This is a genomic window from Caballeronia sp. RCC_10 (genome assembly GCF_041360715.1).
GTDB lineage: Bacteria > Pseudomonadota > Gammaproteobacteria > Burkholderiales > Burkholderiaceae > Caballeronia > Caballeronia grimmiae.
Genome location: NZ_JBFUPT010000005.1, coordinates 190,636 through 208,940 on the forward strand (window position 1 = coordinate 190,636; position 18,305 = coordinate 208,940).

The following is an 18,305-nucleotide window of genomic DNA, read 5'->3' on the forward strand; positions in this document are numbered from 1 at the left end:
CCGGCATGGCTTCGCGTGCGCGTTACGCCGTCGGCGTGACGACGAGCCTCAGCAACGCGGTCTCCGTCTTGCCGGGCGCAAGCCAGCGCAACCCGCGCCCGTTATGGATGGCGTCGGGCAGTCCGGTCCACGGTTCGACGCAATAGAAGTCCGCCGTGTCGGACTCGGTCCACGTGGTGACGGCATGCCACGGCACCGAATCTGGCTGATGCAGTTCGAAGCTGACGACGCGTTTGAGGCCGGGCGTCACGAGCCGCACCGGTTCGTCGGACGGTCCTTTGAGGCAATGAAAACAATCGATGATGCTGTCGTCGCTCAGCGCGTATCGCGGCGCGCCCGGTTCGACTTCGGTGATCGAACCGTCCGCCCGTTGCCGCCGCCGTTCGGTGCGCGGCAGCTCCACGCTGCTCTCGCCGCGCTGGGCGTGCGGCAGATGAAAGTAGAAGTGATGTCCCGTGTAGTACGGCAACGCGACTTCGCCGGGATTCGATGTGGTGAGTTCGACTTCGAGCGTGGTCGCATCGACGAGGCGGTACGCCGCTTCGAAGCGAAACGCGAACGGATAACCTTCGCGGGTCGCGTCGCTGTCGACGAGCGTCATGCGCAAGCCGTGTCCGTCGGCATCGCGCGTGGCGGAGAACGGCAGGTTGCGCGCGAAGCCATGCGTCGGCAGCGAATGGACGACGCCGTCCGCATCGCGCCATTTGCCGATTTCGCCATCGACGAAATGCCGCCCGAGGAAGGGGAACAGCAACGGATTGCCGCCGCGGATTTTGGCTGCGTTCGACCAGGCGGCGTCATCGAGCGGATCGGGCCAGTGGATGACCGGCTCGCCGCCGACGCGCCAGGTCATGAGCCGGCCGCCCGCGTGGGGCGCGAGCTGGATGACGGCGCCGTCGCGCTCGATTTCGATGATGTCTTTCTCGGATGACATGGTGACAACGCACTCCGTCGAAGGGCGGCGCGCGGCATGAGGATTGAGCCGGCGACTGGTTACGGGATCCGCCGATTCTGCCTCGCTTTTTCATGCGGAGAAACCCTCTGCGGGAAATTGCGACTTTCGAAGGGAAATGCAATGTGTTGTTATATCCTCCGAATGTTGGGAATCAGACGGACAGGAGTCGGTATGGATCTGGCGATGGCGATGGGCGTTGCGATGTTTGGCCTCTTCGGCGCGAGCACGGCAGTCTTCCTCTATAAGCTCAAGGGCTGATTCAGATCGCGAGTCTTTGCGATTCTTTCGTTTTCCTTTGTATTTGCTTGCAAGTCTTTTCTCTTTCGCCGACGGTTTGCTGTCGGCGTCTTCTTGTGTGCGCATAGCGCTTGGCGGTCCATTTGCCCCTAGGCATAATCGGGTCCGGCTTGCGCGCTGCACCATTTCTTTAGCCCTTCCTTCACGCTTCTGGATCGGAAAGCGGCTGCGGCGCGTCCTCTCTCCTCTTCACGACAAGGACCGTCGCGTGACTCTCTGGTTTCTCGTTTTTCTCAGTGTGCTTCAAGGCGTGACCGAACTATTTCCGGTCAGCAGTCTGGGCCATACGTTGCTCGTGCCCGGCGTGATCGGGATGCATATCGACAAGCATGCGCCGCAGTTGCTGCCGTTTCTAGTTGCGCTGCATCTCGGCACGGCGGTCGCGCTGCTCTGGTATTTCCGCAAGCGCTGGATTGCGCTGATCGGCGGCTGGTTTGCATCGCTCGGCGGTCGCCGCAACGACGACGGGCACATGATGTGGGCGCTCATCATCGGCACGATCCCGACCGGCATCGTGGGCCTCGTGCTCGAAAAGCGGCTCGAGACGATCTTTCACGACTTGCGGATCGTTTCGGCGGCGTTGATCGTCAACGGCGTGCTGTTGTGGATGGGCGATCGTTTGCAACGCAACCGTGCATCGCGTGCGCCGGAAAAGCTCACGTTCAAGCAGGCGTTTCTCGTCGGGCTGGCGCAGATCGGCGCGCTGATTCCGGGCTTCTCGCGCAGCGGCCTGACGATGATCGCGGGCGTCGGCGCGGGCCTGACGGCGGAAGCGGCGGCGGAGTTTTCGTTTCTGCTCGGCACGCCGATCATTTTCGCGGCGGGTGTGCTGGAACTGCCGAAGCTCTTTCACGCGCCGGGGCAACTGTCCGATGCGTTGCTGGGCGGCGTGCTGACGGGCATTGCGGCTTATCTGAGCGTGCGGTTCTTGATGCGCTACTTCGAAGGTCACGGCAAGCTGGCGTCGTTCGGCGTGTATTGCGTGATCGCCGGTGTGTTCTTTCTTGGCTGGTTCATGACGCACGCCCAGCCGGTGTGACGACGGCTAGACGCGCGGCAGGGCGGATGAGGTAAAATCCCGGGTTCTCTGCTGCGCCATACCCGCCCTTAGCTCAGTTGGATAGAGCAACGGCCTTCTAAGCCGTAGGTCACACGTTCGAATCGTGTAGGGCGGGCCAGTCGCATCGAGGGTTGCGGTATCGAACCGTGGCCCTTCTCACTTCTCAGCGTCCTGCCATTGCCATGCACGGCAGTCAGACAGCGGTGGATTCGTCATCCCGACACGCCATAGTTGCCGCCGATCGCCTTCGTGACTAGCGCGTGGATCGCCGGACCTGAAGCACGCATGCCGCTGATACTCGGCTTTGTCTGCACTCAAATTCCGGACTACCTATCGGCGACGCGCCGCCATTCATGTGCCCATGTTGCTCATCTTGAGAGCAACCGATGACCATGCAGCAAGCGTTTCATTCTGCTCCCGACAATGGCGCCTGCCGCGCGAACCCGCGGTACCTGCCCGCCACTGGCCCATTTCCTGCCACCACTTTCCCCATCGGATCCTGCAGGGCCCGATTCACGCACACCCCGACCCAACCCGGTGCACTCGTGCATCGCGATAAAGCGCCATGCACCGGACGCACCGTCGAAGGAGGGCGATCTTGAACAACCGGGCATACGAAACCAGTCCGGCGCAATGCTCGCTATGGAACCGCAAGCGGCTGCGCGTGGAACCCGATTCGCGTCGCGTGGTCGTCGCGCTCACCGAGCGCGCGCTCGGCGAATCGCTCGTCTCGCTCTTCGATCTGAAGGGCTTCCCTTCGCGATACGCGCCCGATGTGTCATCGCTGAAGCGCAGCATCGGCGAATGGCGTCCGCATGCGGTCTTCGTCGATACGCGCATCGGCGGTTGCGGCAACTATACGCTCGTGCGCGAGCTGCGTAGCCGCGACGACGACAACGCGAACCGCCTCGTCATCGCGATGAGCGCCTTCCTGCCCGAAGAACCGCTCGCGCATCTCAAGGAAGCAGGCTACGACGGACACTGCCGCCGGCCGTGTCCCGTATGGCAGATGACCGATATCCTCGACGCCTTCTTCACCACCCATCCGCCACGCTAACCCCACGCCAAACGCAAAACGGGCCGCATCTCAACGATAGCGGCCCGCCCCATCCAACGACCCTCTTACTGCGAGAAATCCAGCGCGCCCGTCAGATCGCCCATCGGCTTGGCGCCGTTCGCGGTCAGCGCGGCGTCGCGGGCAGCGATGCCCGGCAGCGTCGGCAGCGAATACCGCTTCGTGATGAAGCGCAGGATCGACGTCGTATCGTACTGCGTATGATCGACGAATCCCTTCTTCGCATACGGCGACACGATCAGCGCCGGAATGCGCGTGCCCGGACCCCAGCGATCGCCCTTCGGCGGGGACACGTGATCCCAGAAGCCGCCGTTTTCATCGTACGTCACGATGACGACCATGTTCTTCCACTGCGGACTGTTCTGCAGATGCGTGATGAGATCCGCAATGTGCTGATCGCCCGACGCGACATCCGTATAACCCGCGTGCTCGTTCAGGTTGCCCTGCGGCTTGTAGAACGACACTTGCGGCAGCGTGCCGGCGTCGATCGCCTTGATGAACTCCGAGCCATTCGTGCCGCCATCGAGCAAATGCTGCGCGCGATTGGCCGTGCCCGGTGCGAGGTCCGCGAAGTAGTTGAACGGCTGATGATGCGTCTGGAAGTTCGGCACCGCATTCGGCGACCCGCCGATGACCGAACGATTCGCCAGCGCCGCGCCCCACGAGCCGCCGTACCACGCCCAGCTCACGCCCGCGTTGTTGAGCAGATCGCCGATGTGCGTCGATGTTTGCGGCGGCAGCGTCGTCGCGGCGGACGGATCGGCGAGCGTCGCATCGCCGCCGGAAGCCGGTGCATTGCCGCTCGGCTGATAGGGCGGCTGCATCGTGTTCACCGCGTAGAAGTCGGGCGTGAGGTTGCCCGAATTCACGTACTTCGGCGCGCCGCTGAGCGCGGACGCCGGACTATTCGATGCGAGCGTCAGCGATACGCCATCCGCATTGACGACTGAAATCGAGCCTTTGGCAACGCTCTTGTCCGCGTTCGGGTACGTCGGCGTGCACGCGCACACGAGCCACTGGTGATTCAGGAACGAGCCGCCGAACGCGCCCATGAAGAAGTTGTCGGCGAGCGTGTATTGCTGCGCCACTTTCCAGAGCGGCAGTTTCGTGGGCGGCGTGCTGTAGTGGCCCATCACGAGGCCGCCCGAATCGGCCCATGCGGCGAACTTGTCGTTCTTGCCGCCATCGATCTGCATCTGGTTCTCGTAGAAGCGGTGATACAAGTCGCGCGTCGTGACGGAAAGCGGCGTGTTGAAGCCGTTCGGATCGTCGATCGCGAAGGGCGCGTTCGGCAGGTTCGCCGTCATCGCTTCGCCGATCGCGGGCGTCACGCCCGTCGCGGTCAGGCCCGACCAGATCTTCGGCAAGGTCGCGAGAACGGTGCCGTCACGATCGAGCTGCTGCGCGCTCGCGGCCGTCACGCTCTGCAGGCCATTCGCGCCGGGAAAGCTGCCATAGAGGTTGTCGAAGCTGCGGTTCTCCGCATAGATCACCACGACGTTCTTCACGGATGCAATATCGTCGCTGCGATGATCGTCGCCGCCGCATGCGTTCAGTCCGAATGCGAGCGCCGCAGCGATCGGCACCGCGCACACGAGTTTCTTGTTCATTAGGCTCTCTCTTGTGTTGGGGAGCCGGCGCATGACGTAAGTCCGTCGCATCGACGAGGCTTTTTGCCCGCCGGCGTGCGCAGTGTGCGGCCGCTCTTTTACGCCGGTATGTAATGGCGCTTTCGGCGATGTAATGTTCGCTTAACATTTCGCCGCTCACGCGCCGCATATGACGGAATCAAGGCTTGTCATATCGGAGCAACAAAGGCCGCATACCCTTCGCGTCTCTTCGGTTTCTCTTCTTCACGTTCATGCCTTCGATGCGTCTTCCGTTCGTTCTGTGTGCAATCGCGCTCGCTGCGTTGTCGGCGGCATTGAGCGGATGCGATTCGCGGGAGGCCAGTGCAGCAACGAACCCGCCGACGCAAGGGCAATCGCGCGCCGAAGTCTTCGCGCATGTGAAGATGATGTCGTCCATCGGCGAGAAGCTCTTCTTCGATCCCGCGCTGTCCGGCTCGGGGAAGCTCGCGTGCGCGTCGTGCCATAGTCCGGGGCATGCGTTCGGTCCGCCTAACGCGCTGTCGGTGCAGCTCGGCGGCAGCGACATGCATCGCTCCGGCTTTCGGGCGGTGCCTTCGCTGAAGTATCTGCAATCGGTGCCGCAGTTCACCGAGCATTTCCACGATTCCGACGACGAAGGCGACGAAAGCGTCGATGCCGGCCCGACTGGCGGACTCACCTGGGATGGCCGCGTCGATCATGGCTCGGATCAGGCGCGCATTCCGTTGCTGTCGTCGTTCGAAATGGGCAGCACGCCGGCGAAGGTCGCGCAATCGGTGAAGGCGTCGCCGTATGCGGACGATTTCCGTCGCGCATTCGGTGCGAACGTCTTCGATAGCGACGACAACACGTTCAAGGCGGCGCTCGCCTCGCTCGAAGCGTTCGAGCAGACGCCGCAGAAGTTCTTCCCCTACACGAGCAAGTTCGATGCGTTCCTCGCGGGCCGCGCGAAGCTCAACGATGCCGAACTGCACGGCCTGCAGCTTTTCAACGACGAGAAGAAGGGCAACTGTGCGGCCTGCCATATCAGCCAGCGTGCGAAAGACGGCTCGCCGCCGCAGTTCAGCGACTTCGGGCTGATCGCGATCGGCGTGCCGCGCAATCGCGCGTTGCCGGTCAACAAGGACGCGAATTTCCACGATCTCGGCGCATGCGGTCCCGAGCGCACGGATCTCAAGGGCCGCGCTGAATTCTGCGGCCTGTTCCGCACGCCGTCGCTGCGCAACGTCGCGACTCGCAAGACGTTCTTCCATAACGGCATCTACCATTCGCTGGACGATGTCGTGCGCTTTTACGTGCAGCGCGATACGAACCCGGAGAAGTTCTATCCGGTATCGAAGAAGGGCGCCGTGCAGAAGTTCGATGACCTGCCGCGCCGCTATTGGGACAACATCAACACCGAGCCGCCGTTCGATCGCAAGCGCGGCGACAAGCCTGCACTCGACGATGCCGAAATCAAGGATGTCGTCGCGTTTCTCGGCACGCTCACCGACGGCTACGATCCCGCCAGGGACAAGGACGCGCAGAAGGGCACGGCGGTGCAGGACATGAAGGCGTCCGCGAACTGACGCGACGCGGGGCGCGCCAACGCCTCGTGCTATCCTCGTTGCGTTCCGGCGGCCGCCGCCGGATCACCTTGCAACGAGGAGATTTTCCATGTCGATTCATCAACGAGCGCTTGCTCAAGCCTGCATCCGGACGATCGCGGCCGCCGCGCTCGCTGCGTCGAGCGCAGGCGCATTCGCCGCCAATCTCGGCTTCCTGAACAATACGCCGATCACCTATATGAAGCAGCGCGACCTGCAGGCCCTCAACAAGGCCGCTCAAGTCGCGCTCAACTCAAAGAAGCCCGGCGAATCGCTCGACTGGAACAACGAGGGCGCGGGCAACCCGGTGCCGGTCAATGGCACCGTGACGCCGCACGAAACCTTCGAAGCGGACGGCATGCAATGCCGGAAAGTCACGCTCGTCGCGAACGCGAAAGGGCAGACGCAGACCTGGACGCCCACGGCCTGCAAGCAGGCCGACGGCAAGTGGAAGCTCAGGAAGCAATGATCGCGGCCGGGGTTGACGCACGATGACCGGCCGCACCGTATCGTGCGGCGTGGTCATCCTGAACGCGCACGGCGATGTGCTGCTCTGCCACGCGACCGAAACCACGCATTGGGACGTGCCCAAGGGCCAGGCAGATCCCGGCGAAAGCCCGCGCGATGCCGCGTTGCGCGAACTCGTCGAGGAGACGGGCATCGTGCTGTCGCCGGAACGGCTCGCGCATCTGAAGGATCTGGGGCGCTTCGTCTATCGGCGGGACAAGGACCTGCATCTGTTCGCCGTGCGCGTCTCCGACGGCGAGGTGGACCTCGCGAAGTGCGTGTGCGAGTCCTTTTTCCCACGCTATGGCGACGGCACGATGATCCCCGAAATGGATGCCTACCGCTGGGTCAGCCCGGACGACGTCGACCGCTTTGCGAGCCGCAGCCTCGCGCGCCTCTTTCAAAGCACGCTGTCGCTTGCCGAGCTGAACGAAGCGCTCGACTGAACGAGGCTAGGCGCGGCGGATCAGTCGATCAGTCGATCGTGCGGTCGTTGGGATTCGCGAAAAGCGCTTTCATCTCCGCCGACATCGGGAACTGCAGGTTGATGCCGGCCGGCGGGATCGGCTGCATGAACCACGCATCGTAGAGCTTCGTGGCTTCGCCGGAGCGCTGCATGTTCGCGATCACGTCGTCGACGATGCGCTTGAACACGGGATCGCCCTTGCGCATCATGCAGCCGTACGTCTCGTTCGCAAGCGATTCGCCCGTCACCATGTATTCATGGCGCGCCGCGCCTTGCTCGGCGATCTGCCCGTACAGCAGCGGATCGTCCATCACGAACGCGACGGCGCGATCGTTCCTGAGCGCGGCGAAGCCTTCCGCGTGATCGCGCGCGCTGATGATGCGCATGTTGAGCTTGCGCTCCATCGTCATTTGCCGAAGGATGCGCTCGTCGGATGTGCCCGCCGTCGTCGCGACGGTCTTGCCCGCGAGATCGGCGTAATCGCGAATGCCCGATTTGCGCTTCACCGCCATGCGGATGCCGTATCGAAAGAAGCTGTTCGAGAACGCGACGAGCGGATCGCGTTCCGCGAGATGCGCAGTCGAGCCGCATTCGAGATCAACCTGATTGTTGACCACGTACGAGATGCGGTTCGCGGACGTCACGACCACGTGCTTCACCGTGAGGTTCGGCATCATGAGCCGGCGCTTGACCTCGTCGACGACCTTGAGCGCGATCGCATACGAGTAGCCCGTCGGCTGCTGCTTGACCATGTACGAAAACGGAATCGACGATTCCCGCGCGCCGAGCACGATCGCGCCGTTCTCCGCGATCTTGCGCAGCGTCGCCGATGGCGGCATGTGATCGACGAGCGCCTGCGCCGAGCTGATCTCCGCCGCGGTGGCGGCATGAACGGGAAGGGCCGCGAACGAGAGCGCGGCGGCAATTGCGCATGAAACGCGCTGCGCGCGCAGGCGGCGGGGCAAGGGGCGATGCGGCAGCTTCATGATGTCCTCGCTTGAAGCGGCGGGGTCTTGCTCGACTTCGTTGCGGCAGGCTGACGCCGCATGGCGGTGCGGCGTCCTTCAGGCGATGCGGCCGGCCTCAGGCCGGCTTGCCCCAGCTGTCGCGCAGGCTGACGATGCGGTTGAACACCGGCTTGCCCGGCTGCGAATCGACGCGATCCGCGACGAAGTAGCCGTGCCGCTCGAACTGGAAGCGATCTTCGGGCAACGCTTCGCGGGCGCTCGGTTCGAGATACGCGTTCACGACGCGCTTCGATGCCGGGTTGAGCGCATCCAAAAACTCCGCGCCACCCGCGCCGGGCTGCGGTTCCTTGAACAGCCGGTCGTAGATGCGGACTTCGGCGGCATAGGCCGTGGCCGCGCTGACCCAGTGAATCGTGCCCTTCACCTTGTACGCGTTCGCGCCTTCCGTGCCGGACTTGCTGTCGGGGAAGTAGTTGCAGTGGACGGCGATCACGTTGCCGTTTTCGTCCTTGTCCGCGCCGGTGCATTCCACGACGAAGCCGTATTTGAGGCGCACCTTGTTGCCGGGGAACAGGCGGAAGTAGCCCTTGGGCGGCGTTTCCTGGAAGTCTTCGCGCTCGATCCACAGTTCGCGCGAAAACGGGAAGGTGCGCGTGCCGCGATCCGCATGATGCGGATGCACCGGTGCGCTGCACTCGTCGGTCTGTCCTTCCGGATAGTTGTCGATGATGAGCTTCAGCGGATCGAGCACGGCGATCGCGCGGGGCGCTTTTTCGTCGAGATCGTCGCGCAGCGCGCCTTCGAGGATGCTCATGTCGATCCACGAATCGACCTTCGTCACGCCGACGCGCTCCACCATCAGCCGGATGCTTTCCGGCGTGAAGCCGCGCCGCCGCACGCCGACGATGGTCGGCATGCGCGGATCGTCCCAGCCTTCGACGTGGTTGTCCTGCACGAGCTGCAGCAGCTTGCGCTTGCTGGTGATGGCATACGTGAGGTTCAACCGCGAAAACTCGATTTGCTGCGGCAGCGGACGCACGAACACGCCGTCGTCGGCGAGCTGCGCGAGGAACCAGTCGTAAAGCGGCCGATGATCCTCGAATTCCAGCGTGCACAGCGAATGCGTGATGTTCTCGAGCGCGTCCGAAACGCAGTGCGCGTAGTCGTACATCGGGTAGATGCACCACTTGTCGCCCGTGCGGTAGTGATGCGCGAAGCGGATGCGGTAGATCACCGGATCGCGCATGTTGAAGTTCGGCGACGCCATGTCGATCTTCGCGCGCAGCACGTGCTCGCCTTCCTTGAACTCGCCCGCCTTCATGCGGCGGAAGAGGTCGAGGTTTTCCTCGGGCGTGCGGCTGCGATACGGCGAGTTGATGCCGGCTTCGGTGGCCGAGCCGCGCGTCGCGCGCATCTCTTCGGCGCTCTGGCTGTCGACATACGCCTGGCCTTTCTCGATGAGCTTCTCGGCGAACTCATACAGCTTGTCGTAGTAGTCGCTCGCGAAGTACTTGTGCTCGCGGCCGTCCTTGTTCCAGTCGAAGCCGAGCCACTTCACGGCGTCGATGATGGAATCGACGTATTCGACGCTTTCCTTCTCGGGATTCGTATCGTCGAAACGCAGGTGACAGACGCCGCCATAGTCCGCAGCCAGCCCGAAGTTCACGCAGATGCTCTTCGCATGGCCGATGTGCAGGTAGCCGTTCGGCTCGGGCGGAAAGCGCGTCTCGACGCGCTGCGCCCATTTGCCGGAGCGGTTGTCGTCTTCGATGATGTTGCGGATGAAATTGGATGGCGCCGGGGCGTCGTTGCGATCGGTGTTCATGCGGAGAAGAGTGCCAACGTGCTGCTGCGTGGGGAATCGGTTCGGGAAACGTTCGTCGCGGCTAGAACGCGTTCGAATGCATTAAATATCGGGACGATTCTACCTTACGCAACCGCGACGGGCGTGGTTCCGGCGTCAGGCGGCGGGATCGCGAGCGCGTCGATCGTAACGACGGTAACGGGACGTAAATCGGCTTGTGGGCGGCGTTCGGAGAATTTTAAGATCGCGTCGCCAAGTCCGGTTCCGGCCGCTTTCGAAACTGCCGGGATGCCGGGCGCAGGACGCACAAGACATCACAACGACAACACAAGGATTTCGACCATGAAGAAGATCGCCATCACGACCATGAAGCTCGCGGCTGCCGCCGCACTCGTTTCCAGCCTTGCCGCGTGCTCGGGATTGTCGCGCCAGCAGGCTCACGCGGCCATCGGCGCAGGCGCGGGCGGCGCGCTCGGCTACGTGCTGACGGGCGGGCCCGTGGGGACCATCGCGGGTGCGGCGGCGGGCGGCCTGATCGGGGCGGGGACGCGGTAAGGGCGGAGCAAGGGCGCATGAGGCCGATGCGCTCCGGCGTCGGCCGGCGGGAGCGCATCGCACTGAGCCTCAGATCACCTTCGCTTCCCGCAACCGCGCGATCCGCGCCTCGTCGTACCCCAGCACGTCCGACAGCACGCTGGCCGTATGCTCGCCCAGCATCGGCGGATGCGTGCGCGCTTCGGGCGGCGTCGCGCTCATTTTGATCGGATTGGCGACGAGCTTCACCGCGCCCGCTTCGGGATGCGGCAGATCGATCTGCATCTGACGCGCGATCACCTGAGGGTCGTCGAAGACTTCGCCGAGATCGTTGATCGGCCCGCACGGCACGCCCGCCGCTTCGAGCGCCGCGAGCCATTCGTGCTTGCCGCGCGCACGCACCATGTCCGCGAGGATCGGCACGAGCACGTCGCGGTTGCGCACGCGCGACGGATTGGCTGCGAAGCGCGCATCGTCGGCGAGTTCGGCGCGTCCGCCGGCTTCGACGAACTTGCGGAACTGGCCGTCATTGCCCACGGCGACGATGATCCATCCATCGCTCGTCTGGAACGTCTGATACGGCACGATGTTCGGATGCGCGTTGCCCCAGCGCACCGGCGGCTTGCCGCTCGCCAGGAAATTCGTGTTCATGTTCGCGAGCATCGCGACCTGGACATCGAGCAGCGCCATGTCGATGTATTGCCCTTCGCCCGTCCGGTCCCGATGCGCCAGCGCCGCAAGCACGCCGACCGTCGCGTACATGCCCGTCATCAGATCGGCGATCGCGACGCCGGCCTTCTGCGGCCCGCCGCCCGGCTGGCCGTCACGCTCGCCGGTGATGCTCATGAAGCCGCCGATGCCCTGAATGATGAAGTCGTAGCCCGCGCGCTGCGCATACGGCCCGGTCTGCCCGAAGCCCGTCACCGAGCAATAGACGATGTCCGGCTTCACCGCTTTCAGCGACGCGTAATCGAGCCCGTACTTCTTCAACTGGCCGACCTTGTAGTTCTCCAGCACGACATCGCTCTGCGCGGCCAGTTCGCGCACGATCCGCTGGCCTTCGGGCGTGGCGATATCGACCGTCACCGAACGCTTGTTGCGGTTCGCCGCGAGGTAATAGGCGGCTTCGCGGGTGTCCGCGCCGTCGGCTGTCTTCAGGTACGGCGGACCCCAGTGACGCGTGTCGTCGCCGGTTTGCGGCCGCTCGATCTTGATGACGTCCGCGCCGAGGTCGCTCAAGGTCTGGGCGCACCACGGCCCCGCCAGCACGCGGGTCAGGTCCAGTACGCGGATGTGGCTTAACGCTCCCACAGGCTTTGTCTCCGGTTTTTGTTCGGTTTCGACTGCTCAACGGTGGTTGAGCGGGCCAGGTGCAAGCTTAACGCAGCAGCGTTGGCGGGCGCGGTGGCAACGGGCCAATCCCGTATAATCAAAAACTTACTTTTAGTCTTGCCGAGCCCCCGGTTCACGGGCTTCGAAAAGGCTTCGTCAGAAAACCAGCAGAAACGCAAAAAGCCCCGTACGCCATGAAAGCCGCCGAAATACGCGAGAAATTCCTGAAGTTTTTCGAATCGAAGGGTCACACGATCGTCCGCTCGTCGAGCCTCGTGCCCGGCAACGACCCGACGCTGCTTTTCACCAACTCGGGCATGGTCCAGTTCAAGGACGTGTTCCTCGGCGCGGAATCGCGGCCCTATTCGCGGGCGACCACCGCGCAGCGCAGCGTGCGCGCGGGCGGCAAGCATAACGATCTCGAGAACGTCGGCTATACCGCGCGTCATCACACGTTCTTCGAGATGCTCGGCAACTTCTCGTTCGGCGACTACTTCAAGCGCGACGCCATCCACTATTGCTGGGAGCTGTTGACCAAGGTCTACATGCTGCCGCCGGAGAAGCTCACCGTCACCGTCTATCAGGAAGACGACGAAGCCTTCGACATCTGGGCGAAGGAAATCGGCGTGCCGGTCGAGCGCATCATTCGCATCGGCGACAACAAGGGCGCGCGCTACGCATCGGACAACTTCTGGCAGATGGCCGACACCGGCCCGTGCGGTCCGTGCTCCGAAGTGTTCTACGACCACGGCCCGGAAATCTGGGGCGGCCCGCCGGGATCGCCCGAGGAAGACGGCGACCGCTTCATCGAGATCTGGAATCTCGTGTTCATGCAGTTCAACCGCGACGCCCAGGGCAACATGACGCCGCTGCCTAAGCAGTGCGTCGATACCGGCATGGGCCTCGAACGTCTCGCAGCGGTGCTGCAGCACGTGCACAGCAACTACGAGATCGATCTCTTCCAGACGCTCATCAAGGCCGCCGCCCGCGAAACCAGCACCGCCGATCTCGAGAACAACTCGCTGAAGGTCATCGCCGACCATATCCGCGCGTGCTCGTTCCTGATCGTCGACGGCGTGATCCCCGGCAACGAAGGCCGCGGCTATGTGCTGCGCCGTATCGTGCGCCGCGCGATCCGCCACGGCTACAAGCTCGGCAAGAAGGGCGCGTTCTTCCACAAGCTCGTGGCCGATCTCGTCGCCGAGATGGGCGCGGCGTATCCGGAACTGAAGGATGCGCAGCAGCGCGTGACCGACGTGCTTCGCCAGGAAGAAGAGCGCTTCTTCGAGACGATCGAACACGGCATGTCGATCCTCGAAGGCGAACTCGCCGAACTGGAAAAGAAGGGCGTCAAGCAACTGGACGGCGAACTCGCGTTCAAGCTGCACGACACCTACGGCTTTCCGCTCGATCTGACCGCGGACGTGTGCCGCGAGCGCGGCGTGACCGTCGACGAACCCGCGTTCGACGACGCAATGGCCCGCCAGCGCGATCAGGCCCGCGCGGCCGGCAAGTTCAAGCTCGCAGCGGGGCTGGAGTACTCGGGCGCGAAGACCACCTTCCACGGCTACGAAAAGGACATCTTCGACGACGCGAAAATCGTCGCGATCTATGTCGAAGGCGCTTCGGTGAAGGAGGCGGCTCACGGCCAGCAGGCCGTCGTCGTGCTGGATCACACGCCGTTCTACGCGGAATCCGGCGGTCAGGCGGGCGATCAGGGCGTGCTCGTGAACGCCGCCACGCGCTTCGAAGTCGCCGACACGCTGAAGGTGCAAGCCGATGTCGTCGGCCATCACGGCACGGTCGCACAAGGAACGCTGAAGGTCGGCGACGTGGTGAAGGCGCAGATCGACGCCATCCGCCGCGCCCGCACCGCGCGCAACCACTCGGCCACGCACCTGATGCACAAGGCGTTACGCGAAGTGCTCGGCGGCCACGTGCAGCAGAAAGGCTCGCTCGTCGATGCCGATAAAACCCGCTTCGACTTCGCGCACAACGCGCCGATGACGGACGACGAAATCCGCCGCGTCGAGGAAATCGTCAATGCGGAAATCATCGCGAATGCGCCGGGCGTCGTGCGCGTGATGCCTTACGACGAAGCCGTGAAGGGCGGCGCAATGGCGCTCTTCGGCGAGAAATACGGCGACACCGTGCGCGTGCTCGACCTCGGCTTTTCGCGCGAACTGTGCGGCGGCACGCACGTGCAGCGCACCGGCGACATCGGCTTCTTCAAGATCGTGATGGAAGGCGGCGTGGCGGCGGGCATTCGCCGCGTCGAAGCCATCACCGGCGACAACGCCGTGCGCTACGTGCAGGAACTCGACGCGCGCATCAACGCCGCCGCGAACGTGCTGAAGGCGCAGCCCGCCGAACTCACGCAGCGCATCGCGCAGGTTCAGGAGCACGTGAAGTCGCTGGAAAAGGAACTGTCGGCGCTCAAGTCGAAGCTCGCATCGAGCCAGGGCGATGAGCTCGTCTCGCAAGCCGTCGACGTGGCCGGCGTGCAGGTGCTCGCCGCGCAACTGGAAGGCGCCGACGTGAAGACGCTGCGCGAAACCGTCGACAAGCTGAAGGACAAGCTGAAGAGCGCGGCCATCGTGCTTGCTTCGGTCGATGGCGGCAAGGTCAGCCTGATCGCAGGCGTGACGCCGGATGCGTCGAAGAAGGTGAAGGCGGGCGAACTCGTCAACTTCGTCGCGCAGCAAGTGGGCGGCAAGGGCGGCGGACGTCCCGACATGGCGCAAGCGGGCGGCACCGAGCCGTCGAAGCTGCCGGCGGCGCTCGCCGGCGTGACGGGCTGGGTGCAGCAGCAGCTCTGAGCATCGCGGTAAACCAGTAAGCAGGATGAAGCGGCCCGGTCGGCTCACGTCGACCGGGCCGTTTTGCATTACGGTTTGTCAGGCACAGCGCGTGCAAATGGTCGTTCATCCCAACGACGAAGGAGATGAATGATGAATCGCAAGTTCGCATCGATGCTGCTGGCCGCCACGATGATTACCGCGACCGGCGCCGTGCAGGCGAAGGGCTGTCTGGAAGGCGCGGCGGTAGGCGGCGTCGCGGGTCACGTGGCCGGCAAGCACGGCACGGCGGGCGCGGTCGGCGGCTGCGCGATCGGCCATCACGAAGCGAACAAGAAGGAGAAGAAGGCGCAGCAGGCCGCGGCGGCAAGCGCACCGGCAGCAAAGTAAACCACGGCAGGCCGCGCGGACCCATGCAGCGGGACCGCGCGGCCAACCGCTAAAATGGCCGGCAATTCGTGGCGCGAGCCTGTACATGCGCCTGAGTCAACAGCCATCGAAGCGATCCCATGACAGCGCCCACGCATCTCACGCAACACTTCGCCTCCGACAATTACGCCGGCATCTGCCCCGAAGCGCTCGCCGCGCTCGTCGAGGCGAACACGAGCGGACACGAACCCGCTTATGGCGACGATTCGTGGACCGCACGCGTCTGCGACCGCATCCGCGAACTGTTCCAGACCGACTGCGAAGTGTTCTTCGTCTTCAACGGCACGGCCGCCAATTCGCTCGCGCTGGCGTCGCTGTGTCAGTCGTATCACTCGGTCATTTGCCACGAGCTCGCGCATATCGAAACCGACGAATGCGGCGGCCCCGAGTTTTTCTCCGGCGGCTCGAAATTACTCACCGCGAAGGGCGAGAACGGCAAGCTCACGCCGGACGCCATCGAAGAGCTGGTGACGAAGCGCGCCGATATCCACTATCCGAAGCCCAAGGTCGTCGCGCTCACGCAGGCCACCGAAGTCGGCACGGTCTACACCGTCGAGGAAGTGCGCGCGATCGCGGCCATCGCGAAGCGCCGGCATCTGAAAGTCCACATGGACGGCGCGCGTTTCGCGAATGCGGTCGCGACGCTGAACGTGCATCCGTCGGAGATCACGTGGCGCGCGGGCGTCGACGTGCTCTGCTTCGGCGGCACGAAGAACGGCTTGCCGGTGGGCGAGGCGGTCGTGTTCTTCGACAAGGCGCTCGCCGCGGATTTCGCGTATCGCCTGAAGCAGGCGGGGCAGCTCGCTTCGAAGATGCGCTTCATCTCGGCGCCGTGGCTCGGTCTACTCAATAACGACGTCTGGCTGCGCAACGCCCGCCATTCCAACGCGATGGCGCAACTGATGGCCGAGCGTCTCGCCGGTATCCCCGGCGTCAACGTGCTCTTCAAGCCGCAGTCGAACGCGGTGTTCGCTGAACTGCCGCCGCAGGTTTCGGCGGGGCTGCGCGCGAAGGGCTGGCGGTTCTACCAGTTCATCGGCTCGGGCGGCTGCCGCCTGATGTGCGCCTGGGACACGGCGCAAGAGACCGTCGAACGGTTCACCGACGAAGTGCGCGCGCTTGCCGCAAGTTGACCGGCTGCACGCCGATACCCGATTGACACGCGCGCCGCGCGGCTCCTAACATGGCCGCACTATCCACCCTGCGTTAGGAATCGTCGCCCGCCATGGCCTTCATCTTCTATCTGACGCATATCCATCTCGGCTATGACTCGCTCGCGATGCTGCACAGCGAATGCGAGCGCATCGGCATCAAGCGGCCGCTCGTCATCACGGACAAGGGCGTGGCGGCGGCGGGGCTGGCTGCGCGCGTCGTCGAAAGCGCGAAGCTCGGCGCGCTGCCCGTGTTCGACGATACCCCGTCGAATCCGACCGAAGCGATGGTCATGCAAGCCGCCGATCACTACAAACGCGAAGGCTGCGACGGTCTGATCGCAGTGGGCGGCGGATCGTCGATCGATCTGGCGAAGGGCGTCGCCATCGCGGCGACACACGACGAGCCGCTCACCTCGTACGCGACCATCGAAGGCGGCAGCGGCAAGATCACCGAGCGCGCCGCGCCGCTGATCGCGGTGCCGACCACATCGGGCACGGGCAGCGAAGTGGCGCGCGGCGCGATCATCATCCTGAACGACGGGCGCAAGCTCGGCTTTCACTCGTGGCATCTGCTGCCGAAGTCCGCGGTCTGCGATCCCGCGCTGACGCTCGGCCTGCCGCCCGGTCTGACGGCCGCAACCGGCATGGACGCGATCGCGCATTGCATCGAAACTTTTCTGGCGCCCGCGTTCAATCCGCCCGCCGATGGCATCGCGCTCGATGGCCTCGAGCGCGCCTGGGCCAACATCGAGCGCGCGACGCACGACGGTCAGGACCGCGACGCGCGTCTCAACATGATGTCCGCATCCATGCAGGGCGCGATGGCGTTTCAGAAGGGCCTCGGCTGCGTGCATTCGCTGTCGCATCCGCTGGGCGGCCTCCCGGTGAACGGGCGCACGTCGCTGCATCATGGCACGCTGAACGCGGTCGTGCTGCCCGCCGTGCTTCGCTTCAACGAAAGCGCGCCGACGGTGGTGGCCGAGCGGCGCTTCGCCCGCATGCGCCGCGTGATGAATCTCGCCGATGACGCCGATGTCGCGCAAGCCGTGCACGACATGACCGAGCGCCTCGGCCTGCCGACGCGTCTGTCGCAGATGGGCGTCGATGCGTCCATGTTCGACAAGGTCGTGAAGGGCGCGCTGGCGGATCACTGCCACAAGACGAATCCGCGCGAGGCGAGCGCCGAGGACTATCGGCGCATGCTGACGGAGTCGCTCTGAACGATGAACAAGCCGGTACGGACCACGCGCGCGGACTATCCGCACTTCCTGTCGATCAGCACGCGCTGGTCCGATAACGACGTCTACGGGCATGTGAACAACGTCGTCTATTACAGCTACTTCGATACCGTGGTGAACGAGTATTTGCTGCGCGCCGGCGTGCTCGATTTCAGCGAAGGCGAGACGATCGGGCTGGTCGTCGAGACGCGCTGCAACTTCTTCGCATCGGTCGTGTTTCCGCAGCGTATCGATGCAGGCTTGCGCATCGAAAAGCTCGGCAATACGAGCGTGCGCTATGAAGTCGCGATCTTCGCCGAAGACTCGGAAGAGGCGGCGGCGCAAGGGCATTTCGTGCATGTGTACGTGAATCGCGTGACGCGCCGGCCGGTGCCGTTGCCCGCGCCGCTCGTCGCTGCGTTGAAGCCGCTCGTCCACGCTTGAGGGCTTCGTCTTGCTTCAGTGGTTCATCGTCAGCCTGCTCAACGGCGTGAGCGTCGGGCTGCTGCTTTT

At 64.1% G+C, this 18,305-nt stretch carries 16 protein-coding genes and 1 tRNA gene; 12 read left to right on the forward strand and 5 right to left on the reverse strand.

Annotated features, from left to right (window positions below; genetic code table 11):
- Positions 1 to 22 precede the first annotated feature (22 nt).
- Entirely contained in the window at positions 23 to 934 is a 912-nt protein-coding gene (locus tag AB6804_RS12460) for an aldose epimerase (RefSeq protein ID WP_370886701.1), read from the reverse strand.
- A 526-nt stretch (positions 935 to 1,460) separates the two neighbouring features.
- On the opposite strand from AB6804_RS12460, the gene AB6804_RS12465 reads away from it, so the two are divergent.
- The 3 genes from AB6804_RS12465 to AB6804_RS12475 all read left to right on the forward strand — a co-directional run bounded on the left by AB6804_RS12465 (position 1,461) and on the right by AB6804_RS12475 (position 3,369).
- Positions 1,461 to 2,291 (forward strand): undecaprenyl-diphosphate phosphatase, encoded by an 831-nt coding sequence (locus AB6804_RS12465; RefSeq protein ID WP_370886702.1) that lies wholly within the window; start codon positions 1,461 to 1,463, stop codon positions 2,289 to 2,291.
- Between the two features lie 62 nt (positions 2,292 to 2,353).
- Positions 2,354 to 2,430, forward strand: a tRNA-Arg gene (locus AB6804_RS12470).
- Between the two features lie 480 nt (positions 2,431 to 2,910).
- On the forward strand, positions 2,911 to 3,369 hold the full coding sequence (locus AB6804_RS12475) for a hypothetical protein (protein WP_370886703.1): 459 nt from the start codon (positions 2,911 to 2,913) through the stop codon (positions 3,367 to 3,369).
- A gap of 65 nt (positions 3,370 to 3,434) precedes the next feature.
- Here the strand turns inward: AB6804_RS12475 and AB6804_RS12480 are convergent, their stop codons facing one another.
- A complete protein-coding gene (locus tag AB6804_RS12480; RefSeq protein WP_370886704.1) occupies positions 3,435 to 4,997 on the reverse strand; it encodes an acid phosphatase in 1,563 nt (520 codons plus the stop codon).
- A gap of 251 nt (positions 4,998 to 5,248) precedes the next feature.
- Between AB6804_RS12480 and AB6804_RS12485 the strand changes: the two genes are divergently transcribed.
- The 3 genes from AB6804_RS12485 (at position 5,249) to AB6804_RS12495 (ending at position 7,536) form a co-directional block, all read left to right on the forward strand.
- Complete coding sequence (locus AB6804_RS12485) at positions 5,249 to 6,565, forward strand: cytochrome-c peroxidase (protein WP_370886825.1); 1,317 nt, start codon at positions 5,249 to 5,251, stop codon at positions 6,563 to 6,565.
- Positions 6,566 to 6,653: 88 nt separating this feature from the next.
- Positions 6,654 to 7,052, forward strand: a complete 399-nt coding sequence (locus tag AB6804_RS12490) for an RT0821/Lpp0805 family surface protein (protein ID WP_370886705.1) — start codon at positions 6,654 to 6,656, stop codon at positions 7,050 to 7,052.
- A 22-nt stretch (positions 7,053 to 7,074) separates the two neighbouring features.
- Positions 7,075 to 7,536, forward strand: a complete 462-nt coding sequence (locus tag AB6804_RS12495) for an NUDIX hydrolase (RefSeq protein WP_370886706.1) — start codon at positions 7,075 to 7,077, stop codon at positions 7,534 to 7,536.
- A gap of 28 nt (positions 7,537 to 7,564) precedes the next feature.
- On the opposite strand, the gene AB6804_RS12500 is transcribed toward AB6804_RS12495, so the two are convergent.
- Together AB6804_RS12500 and AB6804_RS12505 are read right to left on the reverse strand one after the other, a co-directional pair.
- Complete coding sequence (locus AB6804_RS12500) at positions 7,565 to 8,542, reverse strand: transporter substrate-binding domain-containing protein (protein WP_370886707.1); 978 nt, start codon at positions 8,540 to 8,542, stop codon at positions 7,565 to 7,567.
- 97 nt (positions 8,543 to 8,639) lie between these two features.
- A complete protein-coding gene (locus AB6804_RS12505; protein ID WP_370886708.1) occupies positions 8,640 to 10,349 on the reverse strand; it encodes a glutamine--tRNA ligase/YqeY domain fusion protein in 1,710 nt (569 codons plus the stop codon).
- A gap of 321 nt (positions 10,350 to 10,670) precedes the next feature.
- Between AB6804_RS12505 and AB6804_RS12510 the strand changes: the two genes are divergently transcribed.
- Positions 10,671 to 10,883, forward strand: a complete 213-nt coding sequence (locus AB6804_RS12510) for a hypothetical protein (protein ID WP_035959522.1) — start codon at positions 10,671 to 10,673, stop codon at positions 10,881 to 10,883.
- A 69-nt stretch (positions 10,884 to 10,952) separates the two neighbouring features.
- On the opposite strand, the gene AB6804_RS12515 is transcribed toward AB6804_RS12510, so the two are convergent.
- The gene (locus AB6804_RS12515; protein ID WP_370886709.1) at positions 10,953 to 12,173 is read right to left on the reverse strand and encodes a CaiB/BaiF CoA transferase family protein; all 1,221 of its coding nucleotides are present in this window, start codon (positions 12,171 to 12,173) and stop codon (positions 10,953 to 10,955) included.
- A gap of 215 nt (positions 12,174 to 12,388) precedes the next feature.
- Here AB6804_RS12515 and alaS point away from each other — a divergent pair, with 215 nt between their 5' ends.
- The 5 genes from alaS (at position 12,389) to AB6804_RS12540 (ending at position 18,236) form a co-directional block, all read left to right on the forward strand.
- Positions 12,389 to 15,013, forward strand: a complete 2,625-nt coding sequence (gene alaS, locus AB6804_RS12520) for an alanine--tRNA ligase (RefSeq protein WP_244794398.1) — start codon at positions 12,389 to 12,391, stop codon at positions 15,011 to 15,013.
- Between the two features lie 132 nt (positions 15,014 to 15,145).
- Positions 15,146 to 15,382 (forward strand): hypothetical protein, encoded by a 237-nt coding sequence (locus AB6804_RS12525; RefSeq protein WP_035959839.1) that lies wholly within the window; start codon positions 15,146 to 15,148, stop codon positions 15,380 to 15,382.
- Positions 15,383 to 15,501: 119 nt separating this feature from the next.
- On the forward strand, positions 15,502 to 16,554 hold the full coding sequence (locus AB6804_RS12530) for a low specificity L-threonine aldolase (RefSeq protein ID WP_370886710.1): 1,053 nt from the start codon (positions 15,502 to 15,504) through the stop codon (positions 16,552 to 16,554).
- 92 nt (positions 16,555 to 16,646) lie between these two features.
- The gene (locus AB6804_RS12535) at positions 16,647 to 17,795 is read left to right on the forward strand and encodes an iron-containing alcohol dehydrogenase (RefSeq protein ID WP_370886711.1); all 1,149 of its coding nucleotides are present in this window, start codon (positions 16,647 to 16,649) and stop codon (positions 17,793 to 17,795) included.
- A gap of 3 nt (positions 17,796 to 17,798) precedes the next feature.
- Positions 17,799 to 18,236: a thioesterase family protein gene (locus AB6804_RS12540; protein WP_035959516.1), complete on the forward strand. Its 438-nt coding sequence runs from the start codon at positions 17,799 to 17,801 to the stop codon at positions 18,234 to 18,236.
- The last annotated feature ends 69 nt before the right edge of the window (positions 18,237 to 18,305 follow it).